The sequence below is a fragment of the Plantibacter sp. CFBP 8798 genome (assembly GCF_014841195.1).
Taxonomy (GTDB): Bacteria; Actinomycetota; Actinomycetes; order Actinomycetales; family Microbacteriaceae; genus Plantibacter; species Plantibacter auratus.
In genome coordinates, this window is sequence record NZ_JACYTS010000001.1 from 767,095 (window position 1) to 782,035 (window position 14,941).

Annotated in this window: 13 protein-coding genes; 6 read left to right on the forward strand and 7 right to left on the reverse strand. The window is 69.9% G+C overall.

Features of this window, described 5'->3' with window-relative positions; all coding sequences use genetic code 11:
- Nucleotide 1 precedes the first annotated feature (1 nt).
- The 4 genes from kdpA to IFU30_RS03645 form a co-directional block, all read right to left on the reverse strand.
- A complete protein-coding gene (gene kdpA / locus IFU30_RS03630) occupies nt 2–1,675 on the reverse strand; it encodes a potassium-transporting ATPase subunit KdpA (RefSeq protein WP_192004347.1) in 1,674 nt (557 codons plus the stop codon).
- Nucleotides 1,675–1,764: a K(+)-transporting ATPase subunit F gene (kdpF, locus tag IFU30_RS03635; RefSeq protein ID WP_056009336.1), complete on the reverse strand. Its 90-nt coding sequence runs from the start codon at nt 1,762–1,764 to the stop codon at nt 1,675–1,677. Before kdpF ends, kdpA begins: the two co-directional genes overlap by 1 nt.
- A 301-nt stretch (nt 1,765–2,065) precedes the next feature.
- A complete protein-coding gene (locus tag IFU30_RS03640; RefSeq protein WP_192004348.1) occupies nt 2,066–3,028 on the reverse strand; it encodes a phosphotriesterase in 963 nt (320 codons plus the stop codon).
- Nucleotides 3,025–3,447 carry a carboxymuconolactone decarboxylase family protein gene (locus tag IFU30_RS03645; RefSeq protein WP_249404631.1) on the reverse strand — a complete coding sequence of 141 codons (423 nt, stop codon included), beginning with the start codon at nt 3,445–3,447 and terminating at the stop codon, nt 3,025–3,027. Before IFU30_RS03645 ends, IFU30_RS03640 begins: the two co-directional genes overlap by 4 nt.
- 53 nt (nt 3,448–3,500) lie before the next feature.
- Here IFU30_RS03645 and IFU30_RS03650 point away from each other — a divergent pair, with 53 nt between their 5' ends.
- A complete protein-coding gene (locus IFU30_RS03650) occupies nt 3,501–4,049 on the forward strand; it encodes a CGNR zinc finger domain-containing protein (protein WP_192004349.1) in 549 nt (182 codons plus the stop codon).
- Between the two features lie 27 nt (nt 4,050–4,076).
- Here the strand turns inward: IFU30_RS03650 and ppk2 are convergent, their stop codons facing one another.
- Both ppk2 and IFU30_RS03660 read right to left on the reverse strand, forming a co-directional pair.
- Complete coding sequence (ppk2, locus tag IFU30_RS03655) at nt 4,077–4,901, reverse strand: polyphosphate kinase 2 (protein WP_192004350.1); 825 nt, start codon at nt 4,899–4,901, stop codon at nt 4,077–4,079.
- 180 nt (nt 4,902–5,081) lie between these two features.
- On the reverse strand, nt 5,082–5,759 hold the full coding sequence (locus IFU30_RS03660; protein ID WP_192004351.1) for a FadR/GntR family transcriptional regulator: 678 nt from the start codon (nt 5,757–5,759) through the stop codon (nt 5,082–5,084).
- 138 nt (nt 5,760–5,897) lie between these two features.
- Between IFU30_RS03660 and IFU30_RS03665 the strand changes: the two genes are divergently transcribed.
- From IFU30_RS03665 to IFU30_RS20820, 3 genes are all read left to right on the forward strand, one after another.
- On the forward strand, nt 5,898–7,568 hold the full coding sequence (locus tag IFU30_RS03665) for a 2-isopropylmalate synthase (protein WP_192004772.1): 1,671 nt from the start codon (nt 5,898–5,900) through the stop codon (nt 7,566–7,568).
- Between the two features lie 50 nt (nt 7,569–7,618).
- The gene (locus tag IFU30_RS03670; protein WP_192004352.1) at nt 7,619–8,785 is read left to right on the forward strand and encodes a hypothetical protein; all 1,167 of its coding nucleotides are present in this window, start codon (nt 7,619–7,621) and stop codon (nt 8,783–8,785) included.
- 113 nt (nt 8,786–8,898) lie between these two features.
- Nucleotides 8,899–9,765 (forward strand): helix-turn-helix domain-containing protein, encoded by an 867-nt coding sequence (locus IFU30_RS20820; protein WP_197977372.1) that lies wholly within the window; start codon nt 8,899–8,901, stop codon nt 9,763–9,765.
- Between the two features lie 25 nt (nt 9,766–9,790).
- On the opposite strand, the gene IFU30_RS03680 is transcribed toward IFU30_RS20820, so the two are convergent.
- Complete coding sequence (locus IFU30_RS03680; RefSeq protein ID WP_192004353.1) at nt 9,791–11,017, reverse strand: MFS transporter; 1,227 nt, start codon at nt 11,015–11,017, stop codon at nt 9,791–9,793.
- A 227-nt stretch (nt 11,018–11,244) separates the two neighbouring features.
- On the opposite strand from IFU30_RS03680, the gene IFU30_RS03685 reads away from it, so the two are divergent.
- The gene (locus IFU30_RS03685; protein WP_192004354.1) at nt 11,245–11,892 is read left to right on the forward strand and encodes a TetR family transcriptional regulator; all 648 of its coding nucleotides are present in this window, start codon (nt 11,245–11,247) and stop codon (nt 11,890–11,892) included.
- 63 nt (nt 11,893–11,955) lie between these two features.
- Entirely contained in the window at nt 11,956–14,847 is a 2,892-nt protein-coding gene (locus IFU30_RS03690) for an MMPL family transporter (protein WP_192004355.1), read from the forward strand.
- Nucleotides 14,848–14,941: the final 94 nt, after the last annotated feature.

The window sequence follows — 14,941 nt, forward strand, 5'->3', positions numbered from 1 at the left end:
TTTATGACAGCCCTTCCGCCAGGGGACCCAGCGCGAGTACGGGGAAGTAGGTGAGTGCGGTGATGATCACGGCGACACCGGTGAGGAGGCCGACGAACTGCGGCCGGTTGGTCGGGAGCGTTCCGGCGGTCGACGGCACCCGGTCCTGTGCGGCCAGCGAACCGGCGAGCGCGAGGACGAGCACGATCGGGACGAAGCGACCGAGGAGCATCGCGACGCCGAGTGCCGTGTTGAACCACGGGGTGTTCGCCGTGAGGCCGGCGAACGCGGAACCGTTGTTGTTCGACGCAGAGGTGAAGGCGTAGAGGACCTCGGAGAGGCCGTGGAGGCCCGGGTTCCAGATCGACGTCGTCTCCACATCCGAGCGGACGCCGGGGATGGCGAAGCTGAGAGCGGTGCCGGCGAGCACGAGGGTCGGCGTCACGAGGATGTACAGGCTCGCGAGCTTGATCTCCCGCGGGCCGATCTTCTTGCCGAGGTACTCCGGGGTCCGGCCGACGAGCAGTCCACCGATGAACACGGCGATGACGGCGAGCACGAGCATGCCGTACAGGCCTGAACCGACGCCGCCGGGGGCGATCTCGCCGAGCATCATGTTGATCATCGGCATCATGCCGCCGAGTGCCGTGTAGGAGTCGTGCATCGAGTTGACGGCACCCGTCGAGGTCAGCGTCGAGGTCGAGCCGAACAGCGTCGAGGCGAAGACGCCGAAACGCTGCTCCTTGCCCTCCATCGCACCGCCGGCCGCCATCGGTGCCGCTCCGAGGCCGCGGGTTTCGAGCGCCGTGAGGATCGAGAACGAGGCGAGGAAGATGACGCCCATGACCGCGAGGATCGTGTAGCCCTGCTTGTGGTCGCCGACCATGCGGCCGAAGGTGCGCGGCAGGGAGAACGGGATCGCGAGCATGAGGATGTTCTGGACGAGGCTCGTCCAGGCGGTCGGGTTCTCGAAGGGGTGCGCGGAGTTCGCGTTGAAGAACCCGCCGCCGTTCGTGCCGAGGAGCTTGATGGCCTCCTGGGAGGCGACCGGTCCGCCGGGGATGGTCTGCGTCGCGCCCGTGATGGTCGTGACGTCGGTGAAGCCGTTGAGGTTCTGGATGGTCCCGCCCGCGATGAGCACGACCGCCATGACGACCGAGAGCGGCAGCAGCACGCGGAGGGTGCCGCGGGTGAGGTCGACCCAGAAGTTGCCGATGGTGCCGCTGCGGCGACTCGCGAAGCCGCGGACGAGGGCGATCGCGACGGCGATGCCGACGGCGGCGGAGACGAAGTTCTGCACCGCGAGGCCCGTGAGCTGCACGGTGTAGCCCATCGTGACCTCGGGCGAGTACGACTGCCAGTTGGTGTTCGTGACGAAGGACACGGCCGTGTTGAACGACAGGCCCTCGGGGACGGCGGGGAGGCCGAGTGCGAAGGGCAGGACGGCCTGCGCACGCTGGAGGGCGTAGACGAGGAGAACGCCGACGAGCGAGAAGGCGAGCACCCCGCGGAGGTAGGCCTGCCAGGTCTGCTCGGAGCGGGCGTCGACACCGATCACGCGATAGAAGCCGCGCTCGACGGCGAAGTCCTTGCTCGAGGTGTACACCCGGGCGAGGTACTCACCGAGCGGACGGTAGAGCAGCACGAGGACCAGGACGAGGGTCGAGACCTGGAGGATCGCGAAGAGGGTCTGCATCAGAACCTCTCGGGTTTCACGAGCGCGTACACGAGGTACACGACGGCGGCGACGGCCAGGACGGCGGCGAGGAGTTCGAAGACGATCACAGTCTCTCCACTCCCCGGGCGACGAGGCCGACCAGAGCGAACACGGCGATGACGCCGAGCACGTAGACGAGGTCGAGCAAGAGGACTCCAGTGGGTGCGTGGTGCGGGTGCGTGGTGCTGCGTCCCGTTCGGGACAGCTCAGAGCCAACACCCGTCAGCGACCTCCGACGGCGGTCCTCACGGTTTCCATACGCCTTCCGCGTGGATCCTCACGACCTCCCTACGGGGTGGTGTTGTCCACAGGCCGAATGCCGCCAGGCTCCTCGGCACGTCTCCGTCCGTTACGCTGGAGTCATCATGATCAGCCCGTTGCCGAAAGGCGCGGGCTGATTTTCTGTTCCGGCGTCGAATCACTGGGCACGAACGCCCACGCGCGGGCGGGGTTGTCGCGGGTGATCGTCGACACCGCTTCCGCGCCGAGGGCCTGCGCCAACTGCGGTGCGACGGTCGTCAGGAGCGCCGCCGGACCGTACTCCTCCGGCCGAACGCGGGAGGCGGACGTGGTCGTGTCGGCGCCGAGGAGCAGCGCGGGCAGGTGCCCGTCGTCGATGAGGTTCTCGAGGACCCGCGCCAGTCGAGCGGGGTCCATCGGGTGGCCCGGCGACGGTGCGTCGATGCATACCCACGCGCCGGAGCGGGCGGCCTGGAGGATCTGCTCGACGTGAGGGTTCCGGCCGAGATGCCCGAGGACGATGGACCTCGGGTCCACCTCGTCGGCGTCCAGCGCCGCCAGGACGAGCTCGGCCGCCGGTCCCTGCTCGAGGTGCACCGCGATCGGCACTCCGGTGGCGTGATGCGCCACTGCGGCGGCCCGCAACGCGTCCCGCTCGTCCTCGGCGAGGCGGTCGGGGCCGACACCGATCTTGATCAGTCCGCACCGGTGCCGGACGACGTCGTCGATGAACGCCGCTGCGAGCTCGTCGGCCGAGCGCGCGGGTTCCGCAGCGCCGGTGGGGTAGACGCGTCCCAGATGACGTCCGGTCGCCGCCACGACGTGGACCCCCGTCGACGCACTGATCCGCCGGAGCGCCGGGAGGCCGCGTCCGAGACCCCGAGGCGTCCACTGGACGACGGTCCCGCCGTCCGCCGCCGCGAACTGCTCGACTGCGGTCGTGGCGTCAGGCTCCTCGACGAGGTCCTCACCGGCCAGGACCGGTGTCCGCAGGAAGAGGTGGTCGTGTGAGTCGACGACGCCCGCCGTGGCCGGGTCGATGTCGCCGAGCACCGTGCGGATCACCCGGGTCTCGAGCCGCACCCGGGTCACCGGGCGTCGTCGTCGCGGTCGGTCGCCGGTGGCTCGGTCGCCGCCTCGGGGAGGAGCCGCAGGGCCGCCATCACCCGGGGCAGCCCGACATACGGCACGAGGTGGACGAGCGCCTCGGCGAGCTCGGTCCGGGTCATCCCGATCCGGAGCGACGTCGTGAGGTGACCGCTGAGTTGTGGGTCGACGCCGCCGAGCGCCGTCAGCGCACCGATGATGAGCAGTTGTCGGTCGCGCGGCGTCAGGCCGTCGCGTTGATAGGTCCCACCGAACACGGCGCCGACGATCCATTCGTCGAAGCCCGGCGCCGCCGCATCGACCGTCGCGCGCCAGGCGGCGGTCGTCGTCTCGTCCTGCAGCTCCGCCAGTCGTTCGCGGCCGGCCGCCACATCGAACACCTCGTGCATCGTCGCTCCCTGCATCGTCGCTCCCTCGTTCTTCCCTGTTGTAACGGTTGACACGTTACACTCGAACCATGACGACCGAGACCGACTTCCGCTTCGACGGCGGAGCCACCTGGCTGAACCTGCTCGCCACGCAGGGACAGAGCTTCGGAACGCGGCCGGTGGAGCGGATCGGGACGCCCGAGGCGGGGCATCGGTGGCTCGGCCTGGTCGGGTTCGGTGTGGATGGCGAGCTGAGCGCCGACGACCTCGATCGCCTCGTGAGGCTGCGGGAGTCGCTCCGCGAGCTGGCGATGGCGTCGGTCGCCGGGCGCGAACCGGCCCCGGACGATCTCGCGCAGGTGCGTGGACACGCGTCGGGTTCGGCCGGAGCGCTGTGGAGCGGTCCCGCTCAGGCCGGCGTCACGCTCGCCGCGGCGCTCGCCGCGATCGCCGTCCAAGCGCTGGTCATGCTGCAGGGGCCGGACCGGGAGCTGTTGCGTGAGTGTGCCGAGGTCGACTGCCGCTGGGTGTTCCTCGACACCTCGGGTCGGCGTCACTGGTGCCCGTCGCCGGCCTGTGCCAGTCGGGGTCGGGTCCGCGCCCACCGCGCACGACAGGGTGGCCAGAGCGCCGACTGATCCGGGTCGTCCCGTCAGCGCGCCGATTCAGCCCCCGAGGGTGTGGGCGTGATCCGGCACGTACCGGTACCGTTCGCGCGCGGGTCGGTCGTACCCGTCGGCGCCCGGCCGCTCGGGGATGTCGATCGGCTCGGGGGCGCGCTGCTCGTAGGGGATCTGGGAGAGCAGGTGCGAGATCGCGTTCAAACGCGACGCCCGCTTGTCGTCGCTCTCGATCGTCCACCAGGGCGCGTCCGCGTGGTCGGTGGCCTCGAACATCTCGTCCTTGGCCCGCGAGTAGTCCTCCCAGCGGGTGATCGACTGGAGGTCCGTGTCGGACAGCTTCCAGCGGCGCATGGGGTCGTCCAGTCGCGAGCGGAACCGCTGCTCCTGGACGTCGTCGGAGACCGAGAACCAGTACTTGACGAGGATGATGCCGTCCTCGACGAGCATCCGCTCGAACACGGGGGTCTGGCGGAGGAATCGCCGATACTGCTCAGGGGTGCAGTAGTCCATCACCCGTTCGACGCCGGCACGGTTGTACCAGGAGCGGTCGAACAGCACGATTTCGCCCGCCGTGGGCAGGTGCTGGATGTAGCGCTGGAAGTACCACTGACCACGTTCCTGCTCACCGGGTGTGGGCAGGGCCGCGACCCGGGCGGACCGTGGGTTCAGGTATTGGACGATGCGCTTGATTGCGCCGCCCTTGCCTGCGGCGTCTCGGCCCTCGAAGACCACGACGACCCGCGCGCCGGTCTCGATCACCCAGCGCTGCATCGTGACGAGCTCGATCTGCAGTCGTTCCAGCTCGGCCTCGTAACGGTCCTTGCGGATGCGTTTCGGTGGTTTGTTCCGGGTCGGAGTCTTCGACATGCTGCGTGTTCCCGCCTGTCCCCGCGAGGACTGGTTCGACGCCTGATCGGCGCGTTGGTGCAGTGCTCGGTGCCCGCCCCGGCGGAGCGGTACTCGCGCTCAGCCTGCGCCTGCCGGCCGACTCCCGTGGGGGCCTGTCATGCGCGCGCCGACAGGCGTATAGTCGCGCGCGCGCTGCGATCAGTCCGAACTGGTCAACCCGTCGCGGAGGGCGACGAGGTGGGTGCGGCTGCGGTCGAACGCTGCGGTGGCATCGCGATCGGCGACCGCCTGCACGATGTGCTCGTGGACGAGCTGGTCGTGGTCCGTCCCCGGCTCGCCGCTGAGGCGGAGCATCTGGATCATCGCCTCGCGGCTGCGCTCGGCGAAGGTGTCGAACAGTTCGGTGAGGATCTCGTTCCCGCTCGCGGCGACGATGCTCCGGTGGAGCGCCGTGTCGGCGTCGACCCGCCCCTCGATGGTCGCGCGATCGGTGTTCCGATGGGCCAGCGCTGCCCGGATGGCGGCCAGATCGGACGCCGTGTGGCGTTGTGCGGCGAGGGCTGCCGCTTCACACTCGATGGCGATGCGGGCCTCGATGACCGAGCCGATCGCGGTCCGCAGGACGAGCGCGTCCCAATCCTGGACCGGCGTGCGCGACCGGAGGAAGTTCCCCGATCCCTGCCGGGTCGACAGCACGCCCTGGCCGGCCAGCTGGCGGATCGCCTCGCGCATCGTCGAGCGGCCGACGCCGAGCTGCGGTGCCAGGGTCGTCTCGCCGGGCAACTTCTGGCCGACCTCCCACTCGCCGGCCTGGATGCGCTGCAGGAGCAAGCGTGCGACCTGGTCGGAGAGTGATTCACGGTGCACGGTGTCCATGTGTCGATCATAGTCCTCAGCTTGTCTGACAAGTTGTGTTAGCGTTGCCGCGTGACCCCCGCAGACTCCCGACTCTCCACACCCGCCGGCCCCGTTCCGTCCTCCGCGCCGAGCTGGAATCGCCAGCGCCACTCGCAGATGCCGTCCCACCGGTACCAGGACCTGTACTCGCGGGTGGACGTCCCGCTCCTCGACCGCACCTGGCCGTCACGGCGCCTGACCGAGGCGCCGCTCTGGGTGCCGGTGGACCTTCGCGACGGCAACCAGGCGCTCGCCGAGCCCATGGACCCCGAGCGGAAACGGGCGTTCTTCGAGCTGATGGTCACCATGGGGTACAAGGAGATCGAGGTCGGGTACCCCTCCGCCTCGCAGACCGACTACGACTTCGTCCGCTTGATCGCCGAGACCGACATCGCTCCCGAGGACGTCACGATCGTCGTCTTCACGCCCGCCCGCCGCGACCTGATCGAGCGCACGGTCGAGTCGATCCGTGGGATCCGGAACCCGGTCGTCATCCACCTGTACACCGCGACGGCGCCGCTCTGGCGGGAGGTCGTCCTCGGACACGACCGCGACTCACTCCGCGCGCTCATCCTCACCGGCGGCTCCGACGTCCTCGAGTTCGCCGGCGACCTCGACGGGGTGCGGTTCGAGTTCTCCCCGGAGGTCTTCAACCTGACGGAGCCGGACTACGCCCTCGAACTCTGCGACGCCATGACGACCCTGTGGGATGCCTCTCCGGACCGCCCGGTGATCCTCAACCTGCCCGCGACCGTCGAAGCGGCGAGCCCGAACGTCTACGCGGACCAGATCGAGTACATGCACCGGAACCTCGACCGTCGTGACGCCGTCATCCTGTCGGTCCACCCGCACAACGACCGCGGCACCGGGATCGCGTGCGCTGAGCTCGCGGTCCTCGCTGGCGCCCAACGCGTCGAAGGGTGCATCTTCGGCAACGGCGAGCGGACCGGCAACGTCGACCTCGCGACCCTGGCGCTCAACCTGCACGCGCAGGGCGTCGATCCGATGATCGACTTCTCCGACATCGACCACATCCGTCGGGTCGTGGAGCACAGCAACCGCATCGAGATCCACCCGCGCCACCCGTACGTCGGCGAGCTCGTCCACACCGCGTTCTCGGGGACGCACCAGGATGCGATCAAGAAGGGCTTCGCCGAACACCGAGCGCGGGCCGAGGCGACCGGCAGCCGCCCGGAGGACCTCCCGTGGCGTGTGCCCTACCTGCCGGTCGACCCCGCGGACCTCGGCCGGAGCTACGAGGCGGTCATCCGCGTGAACTCGCAGTCCGGCAAGGGCGGCATCGCCTACCTGCTCGAACGCGACTACGGCATCGAGATGCCCCGTCGTCTCCAGGTGGACTTCTCGTGTCGCGTCCAGCAGCAGGCGGACGAGACGGGTCGCGAACTGGACGCCGAGGCGCTGCTCGCGGCGTTCGAGCGCAGCTACCTGTCGGCGACGCCGTCTCGGGTCGAGCTGCTCGAGGTCGATGTGGCGACGACCGGCGAGACCTCGCGGACGACGATCGGTCTGCGGATCGACGGGGACCGCCATGAGGCCACCTTCGCCGACGTCGGTCCGGTCGAGGCGGCGACCCGTCTCCTCGCCGACCACGGCGTCCACGTCGAGATCGTCTCCCTGCATCAGACCTCGCTCAGTGCCGGGAGTGGCGCCGAGGCCCTGACCCTCCTGGAGATCCGCCGCGGGGCGGAGACGGTGTGGGCAGCCGGGCGCCATCGCTCCGTGCTGGAGGCGTCGGTCCGCGCCGTCGTCAACGCTGCGAGCCGGTAGTCGCCCTGCCCTACGCTGGGAGGCTGAGGGCGTCGAGGGGATCTGGATCAGTGGAACTGCGGTGGCTGACGGCGCCCGAACACGAGGTCGCCGCGGCGATGGCGGACGAGCGTCGCTCCGGCCGGCCCAAACGGGTGCCCACCGGGCGGAGAGTGCTCTTCCATCTCTACTTCAGCCTCGTCCTCTGGTACCTGGCGATCGCGCTCGTCTCGGTCGGGGTCAGCGTCGACGAATACCACGACCGTCGCGTCGAGCCTGATGACGTCATCGGCCTGGTCGTCGCCGCGCTCGTCCTCGTCGGGCTGCTCGTCGGTGCCTGGTTCCTGTACCGCTGGTCGCGACGCCCGCCGTCGCCGAAGGCGCGTCTCGCCGGATGGCGGACCCATCTGACGGCGGTGGTCAACGGCTTCGAGGAGCAACCGAAGGGTCGGGCGATGTTCTCCTCGCTCATCACCACGACGGGGAAGTACAACAACGCCTTCATCACCGTGCCGGGACCGCAGGTGCAGTCGTACCCGCGATTCGTCCGCGGGAACATCGAGTTCGGCAACCTGGTCGACGACGTGAAGCGGTCGAGGGACTGGCATTACCTCGTGGTGCGGCTGCCTGCACCGCTCCCGCACCTCCTGCTCGACGCGACGACGAACGACACCGTCCGCAGCGACCTGCCGCCGGGCCTCGACCGGGGTCTGCAGATCTCCCTCGAGGGCGACTTCGACCGGTGGTTCCGCGTCTACGCGCCGTCCGGGTACGGAGCGGACGCGCGATACGTGCTGACCCCCGACGTGATGTCGTCGCTCGTCAGCACCGCGGCGTACTACAACGTGGAGATGGTCGACGATCGGGTCGTCTTCTTCAGCAGGCCGGCCGCCGACTTCGCCTACGCCGCTCCCTGGGTCGCCATCGATGCGATCCTCACCGACCTGGTGCCGCGTCTCATCACGAGGGCCGAGCGGTACCGCGACGAACGAGTGGCGGGACAGGACGCCGAGAGCGTCCTCGAGGCGGCGCGGGACGCCATGGAGGCTGAGCAGGTCTGGACCCGGAAGGAGACGGTCATCGGCGAGGAGGGCCGTCGCCTCACGGTGCGCGCGCGCTTCCATGCGATCTGGGTGGCTATCGGTGCGGTCAGTTGGCTCGTCACCCGCACGCTGCTCTACTTCATCCCCGCCGCCTTCGCCTTCGCGGGGTTCATGTCCGTGGTGGACGGGCGCTAGCCGCGACTGAGTCGCCCGATTCTGCTCGGATCCGCGCCGAGATCGGACAGATGCGGGCGACTCAGCGGGCAGGGTCGCGGAACATCCGGCGGCGCCTTCGCGTTCGCATCGGTGTGACCCTCACCGCGACCCCTCCAGCGTCGACGATCGACACCTTCGATCGCGCACTCGCGAGCCTCGAGTGGACGATCCACGGCACCGACCGCGACCGCCTCGCCGCGGGCACACCGCTGCGGCGACCGCACACGGCGTCCGGCTTCGTCTACCTCTCCAGCGGACGTGTCCGCCTCACCGCCGCCGACGGCACCCGCGACCTCGACGCCGGCGACCTCGTCTTCTTCCCCCGCGCCCACGCCACGACGGTGGTCGCGCTCGAGGACGCCGAGCTCCTCGACGTGGCCTTCACCCCGCCGGGTCAGCGCCAACAAGTGGCGGAGACGCTGCCCGAGCACCTGTACGTCGCCGACTTCGCCGGTCAGGAGCCCTCGATGGTGGCGCTCATCGAGGGCATGGGCTGCCCGCAGGCGACTGGTCGTCCGCGGCCGGGCGACGCCGTCATCTGCAGCCGCATCGCGACCACCATCGTGTCGGCCGCGCTCCGCACGTGGAACGAGGTCGGCTGTGCGCCGGACCGCTGGCTGCAGCGCATCGGCGACCCGCACATCGGCGCGGTCCTCGACGCCCTGCACGCCGAACCGGGGCGACCGTGGACCTTCGAGACGCTCGCCCGCATCGCCATGATGTCGCGGTCGGCGTTCGCGGAGCGGTTCCGCGAGGTCGTCGGGCATACCCCGCGCGCCTACCTCACGACCGTTCGCATGGAGACGGCGAAGGGGCTCATCCTCACGGGCGGCGCGTCCGTGGCCGAGCTCGCCGGCGCGCTCGGCTACGTGTCGGAAGACGGCTTCGCGCGCGCCTTCCAGCGGTACACGGGCCTGACTCCGGCTCGCTGGCGCGCTGAGGCGGCGCTCGCCGCGTAGGCGCTCGGCCGGGCAGCCTTCGGTATCACCGTGCGGTGCGTGCCGACCCGAAGACGACACCACCGACGATCGCGGAGATCGCCGCGACCGTGAGCGCCGGGACGATGCCGACCGCGTCGACGAGCAGTCCACCCGCTCCGGCACCGACGGTGATCGCGAGCTGGAACCCCGCGACGACGAGTCCGCCACCGGACTCCATGCGGTCGGGGACGAGGCGACCCATCCAGGTGCTCAGAGTCGTCAGCCAGGCGCCGAAACCCATGCCCCAGGTGGTGATCGCGATGGTCACGATCCAGGGCTGCCCCGGGAAGAGGGTCACGAGCGCGATCGAGATGCCGATGAACGCCGGGACGACGTAGCGCAGGGCCGCCAGGTGGCGGTCGACGAGGAGTCCGATGACGAAGTTGCCGACCACGCCGCCGAGACCGAACGCCGCGAGCAGCACTGCGACACCGGCCGCGTCGAGGTCGGGCACCCGCTCGATCGCGAGCCGGATGTAGGTGAAGGCGATGAAGTGGCCGAGGACGGTCAGGATGTGCCCCGTGAGGCCGACGCGGATTCCCGGGACGCGGAGCGTGTCGACGAGCGACCGCAGACCGCCGCTCGACGGAGCCGGCGCGACGGGTGGGAGGGCGAGCCGCAGTGCGACGGCCACCACCGCGGTGATGACCGCGACACCGGCGAAGATGAGGCGCCAGTCCATGACCGAACCGAGGTAGGTGCCGACCGGGACGCCGGCGACCGTCGCGACGGTGGTGCCGGTGTTCACGAGCATGATCGCCCGGCCGAGGTGGTGCGGCGCGGACAGTCGGGCGGCGATCGCGATCGACATCGCCCAGAACGCGCCGAGGGCCGCGCCGAGCAGGAGTCGGGCGATGAGCAGCATCACGAAGTCGGCGGAGATCGCGACGAGCGCGCTCGACACCGCGGCGGCGGCCGCGAGCAGCACCAGCAGAAGACGGCGGTCGAGTCGCGGGACGAGGATGCCGATCGTCGGTGCGGTGAGGAACCCGATGAAGGCGGTCGCCGTGACGGCCTGACCGGCCTGGCCCTCGGTGATCCCGAGCGACGCGGCCATCGACGGGAGCAGGCTCGGCGGCAGGAACTCGGCGAGCACGAGCACGAAGCTCGTCGCCATCATGACGGCGACGGCCGCCCATGCGGTCCGCGTGCGCGGGGCGTCGGACGCGGCCGCGTTCGTCGTGGGGACCGAGCCCGTTCGTGGTGCGTCGAGCTTCTCGTCTGTCGTCATGCTCTCAGCTTGCCGGAGCCGTGACCCCTCCACCCGACGCCCAGTCCACCCGACCCGACCGTCCGTCCACCCCGGCACCCGTCCCGGCGTCGCTGAGTCGCCCGTTCCTGCACGAAAGTCGCGGATATTCGTGCAGCTTCGGGCGAGTCAGTGCACCTTCCTGGCAGATCGGTGAACACCGCGTCAACAAGTTGCACTGAGTGCATCGGTGCACGTAGTGTACCCACGTGTCCACCACCGCCCCCGCCGAGGATCGACGCGCCGCCCTCCGCGCGCGCCACCATCGCGCGATCCTCGACGCCGCCCGCGTCATGATCGCGGAGCAGGGCATCGCCGGCTTCAACGTCGACGTCATCGCCGAACGCGCCGACGTCTCGCGCCGCACGGTGTTCAACCACTTCTCCTCGATCGACGACCTCGTCACCACCTCCTGCACCGAGGAGCTGGCCGTCGTGATCGAGAGCTTCCGGTCCGCCGTCAACGCACGACCGGCAGGCCCGGGGTCGCGCGTCTCGATGTTCGAGGACGTCGCCGCGGCCCTCCGTACGACCGACATCCCCCGCGTCATCGCCTTCCTCTGGAACGCGCTCGGCGGCTTCGCGCCTGACGACTCGCGCCCGCAGCAGCTGTTCCAGGCCACCTTCTCCCGCACCACCCAGGAGCTCGCCCACGAGCTGGCCGAGCGCAACACCGACGTCGACGAACTCGAAGCCGGCTTCCTGGTGTCCTCCCTCATGCACGGCGTCGAAGTGCTCGCCCATCACTGGATCACGAGTACCGGCGCCACCACGGACGATGAAGCCCGTGCCCTCTGGACCGACCTGTTGGAACGGCTCATCGCGAGCGTCCGCACCGGCTACGCGTCCACGCACTGATCCGCTTCCCGCTCCGTCCCCGCACACGTCACCAGCACCACCTCCCGAAGAATCGAGACTCCCTTGGCTGAACTGCTGTATCGCCTCGGACGCTTCTCCGCGCGTCGCGCGTGGGCCGTCCTCATCTCCTGGATCGTGATCCTCGGCATCTCGGTCGGCGCGTTCCTCGCCTTCGGCGGCACCCTCTCGAGCGCCGTCACCATCCCGGGCACCCCGACCGCGAAGGTCACCGACCAGCTCGAGGAATCGTTCCCGAGCGCCTCCGGTGGCACCGGGGCGATGGTGTTCCACACGAAGGACGGTGACGCCTTCACCGACAGCCAGAAGACCGCGATCGGTGAGCTGCTCGATGAGACGGCCGACCTCAAGGGCGTCGACTCCACGGTCAACCCCTTCGAGACGCAGGAGACGATCGCCGACCAGGCGAAGCAGATCTCCGACGGCAAGACGCAGATCGACGACGGCCGCACCCAGCTGACCGACGGCCAGACGCAGCTCGACGCCGGACAGCAGCAGCTGACCGACGCGCAGACCCAGCTGAGTGCCGCGCTCGCCCAGGCGCAGCAGGCCGCGGGCGGCACACTCCCGGCCGCCGCACAGGCCCAGTTCGACGCGCAGCAGACCGCGATCACGCAGCAGCAGACGGCGCTCGACGCCCAGCAGGCCACCATCACCGAGAACCTCGCGAAGCTCGACGAGCAGAGCACGAAGCTCGAGCTCTCCTCGCAGCTCCTCGACCTCTCCTCGGGTATCCGCACCGTCTCGACCGACGACACCACTGCGGTCGCGAACGTCGTCTTCGACAAGCGCCAGCAGGAGGTCACGCCGGAGACGAAGCAGTCGGTCATCGACCAGGTGAAGGAGGACGTCCCGTCGGGCGTCGAGGTCGAGTTCTCGAACGAGCTCGCGCAGAGCCTGCCGCAGCTGTTCGGCGTGGGTGAGGCGATCGGCCTCATCATCGCGGCGATCACGTTGCTCGTCATGCTCGGCACGGTCATCGCCGCATCGCTCCCGCTCGTCTCCGCGATCGTCGGCGTTGGCGTGGGCGTCACCGCGTCGCTGTCGCTCTCGGGCGTCGTCGACATGCTCTCGATCACGCCGGTGCTCGGCGTCATGCTCGGGCTCGCGGTCGGCATCGACTACTCGCTGTTCATCCTGAACCGGCACCGCAAGCAGCTGCTCGCGGGCGTGGAGCTGCACGAGTCCATTGGCCTGGCGAACGGCACCTCGGGCAACGCGGTCGTCTTCGCCGGATCGACCGTCCTCGTCGCGCTGCTGGCGCTCAACGTCACCGGGATCCCGTTCCTCGGCCTGATGGGCACCGTCGGCGCGATCTGCGTCGCCGTCGCCATCCTGCTCGCGGTCACCTTGACGCCCGCCCTGCTGTCGCTGCTCGGTCTCCGTATCCTCAGCCGGAAGGCACGCGGCACCATCGGCACGCCGCGCCCGGACGCCGTCCCGACCAAGCCCATGGGTACCCTGCGCGCCGTCGGCACGCTCGTCGCCGGACTCGTCGTGCTCGGCGTCGTCGCGATCCCCGCGCTCGACATGCGTCTCGGCCTGCCGGACGGCAGCTCGGAGGCCGTCGACTCGACGCAGTACCAGTCCTACACGCTCATCGAGGACAAGTTCGGTGCCGGCGTCAACGGTCCGCTGCTCGTCGTCGCGACGCTGCCCGACGCCGCCACCGACGAGGAGGTCCTCGAGGAGCAGGTGCGGATCGGCCAGGAGATCGCCGACCAGGACGACGTGAAGGCCGTCGCGCCGGTGGGCGCATCGGACGACAACTCCGTCCTCGCCTTCCAGGTGATCCCGAAGGAGGGGCCGAACGCCGTCTCCACGGAACAGCTCGTCCGCGACCTGCGCGACCTCTCGCCACTGTCGGGTGACGTCGAGCTCGGCGTGGCCGGCAGCGCGAGCGGCAACATCGACGTCTCGAAGCAGCTCTCCGACGCCCTTCCGCTCTACCTGGCGCTCGTGGTCGGCTTGTCGCTGATCATCATGATCCTCGTGTTCCGCTCGATCCTCGTGCCGCTCACCGCGACGCTCGGCTTCATGCTGTCCCTCGCGGCGACCTTCGGGGGCATCACGGCGATCTTCCAGTGGGGCTGGCTCGGACCGGTGTTCGGCGTGCACGACCCGGGGCCCATCCTGAGCTTCCTGCCGACGATCCTCATCGGCATCCTCTTCGGGCTCGCGATGGACTACCAGCTGTTCCTCGTGTCCGGCATGCGTGAGGCGTTCGCCCACGGTGCCCCGGCGCGCCTGGCGGTCCAGCGCGGGCTGCACGCCGGCCGGACGGTCGTCGTGGCAGCGGCGATCATCATGATCTCCGTCTTCGGCGGGTTCATCTTCTCCCACTCGGCGATGATCCGGTCCATCGGCTTCGGTCTTGCGTTCGGCGTGCTCGTCGACGCGTTCGTCGTCCGCATGCTCCTCATCCCGGCGGTCATGCACCTGCTCGGGAAGAGCGCCTGGTGGATCCCGAAGTGGCTCGACCGCATCCTGCCGAACGTCGACGTCGAGGGTGCCGCGCTCGAGCGCAGCCACCCGGCGCATCACGTCGAGGCCGGTGACACGGGTTCGGTCGCGACCGCCCCGTCGAGCGGCGAGCCGCGGAACGCGGTCGACGGCGCGGAGACGGCTGCCCTCGGTGCCGGCGTGACCGCGGGGACGGCCGCACACGTGGCCGCACCGTCGAGTGAGCTGACCCGCCGGGAGGCGGCCGCCGCCGAGCGGACGCACCCGGCGCACGTGCTCACGACCGACTCCGACCCGGCCGACCAGCAGGTCTCCCGGGTGGAGCCCGGGCTCGACGTCATCGTGCACCCCGCGACCGCCGGTGTGCAGCGCGTGGCCGTCGGTGCCTACGTCATCGCGGTCGACGCCGACAACGGCACCGCGGTCGTCGAGCCGCCCGTCGGTGGCGTCGTGGTCGTCCGCGCGCCGAGGTAGCGCGGCGCTCGGTCCCCGGGTGGGCTGCACTGAGCATGTCGAAGTTTCGAAGGGCGGGTTGGTCCGTGTTGCATTTCGACGGGCTCAATGACCG

Bases quoted from the DNA above. Each gene is read 5' to 3' on its own strand.
- IFU30_RS03665 (WP_192004772.1), top strand. From the start codon at position 5,898: ATGCCGTCCCACCGGTACCAGGACCTGTACTCGCGGGTGGACGTCCCG.
- ppk2 (WP_192004350.1), bottom strand. From the start codon at position 4,901: ATGTCGAAGACTCCGACCCGGAACAAACCACCGAAACGCATCCGCAAG.
- IFU30_RS03650 (WP_192004349.1), top strand. From the start codon at position 3,501: ATGACGACCGAGACCGACTTCCGCTTCGACGGCGGAGCCACCTGGCTG.
- IFU30_RS03645 (WP_249404631.1), bottom strand. From the start codon at position 3,447: ATGCAGGGAGCGACGATGCACGAGGTGTTCGATGTGGCGGCCGGCCGC.
- IFU30_RS03680 (WP_192004353.1), bottom strand. From the start codon at position 11,017: ATGACGACAGACGAGAAGCTCGACGCACCACGAACGGGCTCGGTCCCC.
- kdpA (WP_192004347.1), bottom strand. From the start codon at position 1,675: ATGCAGACCCTCTTCGCGATCCTCCAGGTCTCGACCCTCGTCCTGGTC.
- IFU30_RS03660 (WP_192004351.1), bottom strand. From the start codon at position 5,759: ATGGACACCGTGCACCGTGAATCACTCTCCGACCAGGTCGCACGCTTG.